General features: G+C 71.3%; 2 protein-coding genes. One reads left to right on the top strand and one right to left on the bottom strand.

Going from position 1 to position 5,432, the window contains the following annotated elements; all coding sequences use genetic code 11:
• Positions 1 to 3,372 (bottom strand): hypothetical protein (locus Q0195_RS11180; RefSeq protein ID WP_299278419.1); only part of this gene is annotated, 3,372 nt, incomplete at its 3' end.
• A gap of 302 nt (positions 3,373 to 3,674) precedes the next feature.
• Here Q0195_RS11180 and Q0195_RS11175 point away from each other — a divergent pair.
• A complete protein-coding gene (locus Q0195_RS11175) occupies positions 3,675 to 5,186 on the top strand; it encodes a LuxR C-terminal-related transcriptional regulator (RefSeq protein ID WP_299278416.1) in 1,512 nt (503 codons plus the stop codon).
• Positions 5,187 to 5,432 lie beyond the last annotated feature (246 nt).

Below are 5,432 nucleotides of genomic sequence, written 5' to 3'. Positions count from 1 at the left end.
CGTGACCGTGTACTCGACAGTGTCGCCCACCTGGACGTCCGAGCCCGGTGCCGGGTCGGAGTCCTTGGCGTAGGTGAACCAGCCGACGGGGTGGGTGGTCCCGCACTCGTCCGTGCAGCCGGGCGAGAGGACGGCGTTGGTCAGGGTCGCGTCACCGAGGTCCGCGGACTCGTCGACGGTCACGGAGTAGGTGATGGTCGCGGTGCCGCCGACCGGGACGGTGCCCTCCCAGGAGAGCACACCGTCCTCGACCACGGCCGTGCCGATGTCGGCGGTGACGTCCCCGTTGTAGGTCGCGTCGTCCAGGACCTCGGTGAGCGCGTCTCGGAACCAGGCCTCGGCCGGGACGGAGCCCTCCTGGGTGACCGTCACCGTGTAGGTGACCGTGTCCCCCGGTGCGACCGTCGCGCCGGAGGCGGGCGCGGAGGACTTCGCCACGGTGTAGTTGACGACGTCGACACCGGCAGGGTCGTCCGGGATGGTCGGCGGCTCCTCCATGTCCGGCGGGGTGTCCACCGTGGCCGAGGCGGTGTTGACCAGCGCGCCCCCGGAGGACTCGTCGAGCGTGATCGTGTACTCGTGCGTCTCGGTCTCCCCCGGCGCGAGGGACTCGATGGTGAACGCCCCGAGCTCGGGCTGTCGGTCGTCCGCCACGACGATGTTCGTCAGCGTCCCTCCGCCCGTGTTCTCCACGACGACGCGGTAGGTCACCTCGTCACCGATCCGGAAGCTCGGGTACTCCACCGGGTCGTTGGCGTCGTGCCACTGCCCCTCGGCGTCCTGGACGTATTTCTTCAGGGAGGCCGAGTAGTGGTTCGCCACCGTCGTCGGCGCGGAGGTCCGCATGACGAGGCCGGTGTGCTCGGCCCGGCCCTGGGCCCGGTTGACGAACGTGTCACCGGCCTCGGCGCCGTCGGTGGCGATGCCGACGGTGAACTGCTGCGCCGCCCCGGAGGCAAGCTCCGGACCGATGACCCGGACCGCTGTCGCCTCGGGGGTGAACTCGGTGGTCCACCCCACCGTGTTCCCCGTGACGTCGCCGGCCCGTCCGTTGGACGGGTGCGCGGGGTCGTCGCTGAGCTGCGCGGGGTCGGCCGTGGTGTAGTACACGTCCGCCCCCTCGACGGTGTCCACGCCGGTCAGCGTGTAGCTGCCCGAGAAGGCGGTCCCCCGCTCGTCACCAACGTAGGGAAGGATGTCGATGACGTCGGTGAAGGCCTGCGTCGTCGGGTCCTGGGAGCGCACGGTGACGGTCCAGGCCCCCTCGCCGACGCCGTCGCCGGCCAGGTTCGGGATGAAGGCCTGGTCGGACGTCTTGACGATCTGCGTCCATCCGTCCGAGCCCACCGTCACGGTGGCCGTGGCCGCAGCTGAGGTGGTGCCGCCGTAGGAGGCGTCGACCGAGTTCGTCAGGGGTGCGCCGGGCTCGACGTCCCCGGCCACCAGGCCGTCGTAGGTCAGGGTGTGGAGCGTGTTCGTCGCGACCTCGTCCAGCGTCCAGGTGAGCACCTGTCTCCCGGCGCTGTCGGTGCCCACCGCAGGCTCCGGGGACGCGGAACCGGGCACGTAGGTGATACCCGCCGGCAGCACGTCCTTGAGCACATAGCCGTCGACCGTCTCCGGGATGGCTCCGGCGCCTTCGGCCGCGTAGCCCAGCGTGTAGGTGATCGTGCCGTTGGGCAGGGCGACCACCGGGTCGGCGGCCTTGGTGACGGTCGGCTGGGCGCCGATCGTGCGCAGGATGTCCCGGCCGGCCGCCGCATAGGGGTAACGGGCGTCCGGCGTGCGGACTCCCGACGCAGGCGCGTCGGAGGCGTTGGTGCTGCGGTGGGGGTGTTGCCACGTACCGGTGTTGGTGGTGTACGCGGCCCAGCTCCACACGTCGGTCCCGACCGGGGTGTCCTCCCTGATGTCGGTCAGCACTCGCAGGGTGGCCCAATCGCTGTCGATGACCGTCTGGCGCGGGACCGTGACCCGGACGGCGCGGACCTGGGAGAGGTCGGCCGGCTTCGCTGTCGTCCAGCCCGAGGTGCCGTTGCAGAGGAACTGGTTCGGGTCGTAGGAGCTGCTGCCGGGGTTCAACAGCGCGGAGCTGCCCGTGTAGTAGTAGAACGTCACACCGTCCTCGCGCCGGGCGGAGTTCCAGCCCGCCCCGTCGCCGTACCGTGCATCGACGAACTCGACGTAGCGGGAGTCGAGGACGAGGCACTGCTGGAACGAGCTGACCGTGATGCTGCTGGGATCGCGTCCGTAGAGGAGGCTGACGTTCTGCTGGACGCGGGTACCGGGCGCGGCCCGGTAGGTGTCCGACCAGGACGGCAGGGACTGTCCGGTGTAGTTGGGGCGCCAGCCGGCGCTCCAGACTCCGCTGGTCCACGTGGTGGCCGAGGAGTTGTTGGTCGAGTCGTCGGCGTGGGTGTCGCCGGTGGGGCTGACGTACTGAGGGGCACTGACGGAGATCTCGAGGTTGCCGGCGTTGGGGGCGTTGAGCACCCGCAGGGTGATCTGGCCGGCCGCGACGACGTCCGTGCCGAGTGGCAGCGGCGCCCCGGTGGAGTCGTGGGTGGGGACGTGGCTCTTGGAGTAGTCGATCCCCGAGAGCGTGAGAGTGAAAGTCCCGTTTCCGTTCGCGGTCAGGGTGCAGGTGTCGACGAATGGTGCGACCCGGTCCGCGGGGTGGTCGCCGCCCGAGTACGGGTGGCCACTGGCACCCCTCGTCGTGAAGGCCTGGCAACCGGCGGCGGTCACCGTGCTGCCGGTGGAGGTCCGCGGCGTGATGGTGTAGCTCACCGAGTCCGAACCCGGGTCGGCGCCCGCGCCGTGGAAGAGCGACCACTGGAATCGGGCGTCGACGTTGTTGCCGTTGCGCGTGGTGTGGCCGTTGTTGGTCTGCCAGCGGATGTCCATCGCGAACTCGTTGTCGATGGTGACCTCGGGCAGCGCGATGCTCGCGCCAGCGATGGACCCTGTCGCGGAGACCGCCTCACCGGACGTGCCGTCGACGACGACTCCCGTCGTCACGACCACGGCGGTGCCCTGGTCGACCGTGCCGAGGTTGCACAGCAGTGTCGCGCCGTCCGGGGTGATCGAGGACTCCGGGTCCACGCCCTCGGTCAGGCACGCCGCCGGCAGGCCCTCGAACCGCGCGTTGGCCAGAGTGACCTCGAAGGTGACGTCGTCCACCGGCTCGTTACCGGGTGCGGCCGCGTCGTCGTTGACGTTGATGCGCCAGGTGGCTGCCAGGGCGTCGCCCGTCTGGACGGTCTCGGGAAGATCGTCCGCCCACTCCCCGATGAGCTCGTGCACCGTGGCAGCCGGTGCCGGGACCACCAGGGCGAACGTCGCGAGCAACCCGAGCAGCGCCGTCAGCACGACGCCGCGTTGCCGAGCGCGCCGCCTCGCCCTGCGTCGCTGCGCATTCCGCCGCGACCGACTGACCTGGCCAGGGCCCCCTGTATTCACTTCGCAACCTCCACTTGTGTCCGCACCGCGGGGTCGGTCGGAAAACCCCAGGCGGTATCATCAGACGGCGCGTCAGTCATCAACAGGTGAATCCCAAAAAATCACCCTCAGATTCGCCCTGCGGGTGAGGGTGGCGACCGAAGTGGCAGCCACCGGGTGCGGCAAGGATGCGCACCGGACGAGCGTCCGGGAGAGAGGTCGGGGGTGAGAAGGTGGATCGCACGACGATCGACGCGGAGCCGACGCCGGCGACGACGACGTTCATGCCCGCTGTCGAGGCGGGTGACTGGGCGACGGCCCTGCAGGTCCTCGACGAGCACTGGGTCGAGATCTGGTTCGCCGTCGACCCGGCCGACCTGCGACGGGTGGTGGCAGCCGCCCCGCCGGACGCGCTGGCTGCACTGCCCAACGCCGGCTACCTCGCCCGGACCGCGGGGCACGGCCTGGTGGAGGACCTGCTGGAGCCGGAGCCGCCGCCCCGCCGGGCGGCGTCACCGGCAGAGCTCGCGCGCTACATCGCCGACCTCCGGCTGCGCGGGCGACCGGCACTGGCGATGACACAGGTGCGTCGAGCCGCCGAGCGTGTTCGTGCCCAGCGCGGCCGACCGGTCGACGGGTCGGGCGGCGCCATCGCGCTGTGGCTCGTCCAGGCGGCGCTCACGGCACTCCTGGCCGGGGAGGTGACCACGGCCAAGGGGCTACTCCTGGGCGCCCTGGACACCCACCGCCCCGACCGCTTCCCCTTCGTGGTGCGCGAGGCGACGGCGAAGCTCGCCCTCGCCCACGCCATGAGCGGGGACGTCACCGAGGCCCTCCAGGTCAACGAGCGGGCCCGGGCACTGTCCCGGACACAGAGCTGGGTCGAGCGGATGGTGGACGACACCATCTCGCTCACGGACTACATCTGTGCCGTCGACATGCTCGACCCGCGGGCAGAGGACCTGCGCCGGGCCGGTGCCTCGCCGCTCGCCCACGGCGAGTTCTGGCCGGTGGCCCTGGAGGCCCACGTCCGCCACCTCACGCTGACCGGCCGCTCGCGCCAGGCCGACGAGCTGTGCGACGCCGCCGCGGCGGCCGGCCTCCCACCGGCCGGGGCCGACGGTGTCATCGCCACCGCGGTCTCGGACGCGCGCGTCGTCGCGCGCGCTGACCTCTGCGGTCTGCCCGCCCCACCCGAGGATGCCCGCGGCGCGACCGCCCAGGTGGCGCTGGCCCGTGCCCTGCACCTGTTCACGGCGGGCCGCTACCCGGAGGTCACCCGGCTGGAGCTGCCCGCCACGTTCGACGACCGTCTGCACCGGGCGCACGCGCTGCTCCGCGCCCAGGCGACGGTTGCCGAGGGCCGCGTGGAGGAGGGGCGCCGCCTGCTCCTGCACACCCTGCGCGAGGTGCTGGACCGGGGGACCTGGTCCACGCTGCGCTATCTCACCCGCGAGACGCTGGGCGCCCTGGCCGACTCGCCCGAGGGCGCCCGGGCGGTCGAGCTCGTCGAACGCCACGGACTTGCCACGGTAGAGGTGCGCGCCGAGCTCGCCGCACCACTGTCCGACGCGGAGGTCGAGGTGCTGCAGCTCCTCCGCGAGGGCCTGACCCGCGAGGAGATCGCGCAGCGGCTGTTCCTCTCGGTCAACACCGTCAAGACCCAGCTGCGTTCGGCCTACCGCAAACTCGGGGTCAGCCGGCGCCCGGAAGCGTTGGAGATGCTGGCCCGCCTCGGGCTGTGACCGGGCCGGTGTCCGGGAGGACGAGCTCTCGGCTGGCACTCAGCAGGACGTGAGCCTCGGCTGGAACTCAGCGCTCGGTGAGAACTCAGCTCGATGGGAACTCAGCTCTCGGTGGGAAGTGAGCTCTCGGTGAGAACTCAGCGCTCGGTGAGAACTCAGCTCTCGATGGGAACTCAGCTCTCGGCGGGAACTGAGCTCTCGGTGGGAAGTGGGCTCTCGGCGGGGTCTTGGCTCTCGGTGGGAGGT

Source organism: uncultured Georgenia sp. (assembly GCF_937958535.1).
GTDB lineage: Bacteria > Actinomycetota > Actinomycetes > Actinomycetales > Actinomycetaceae > Oceanitalea.
Note: the sequence above shows the minus strand (reverse complement) of the source record. Positions and strands in the feature narration are given on the sequence as shown.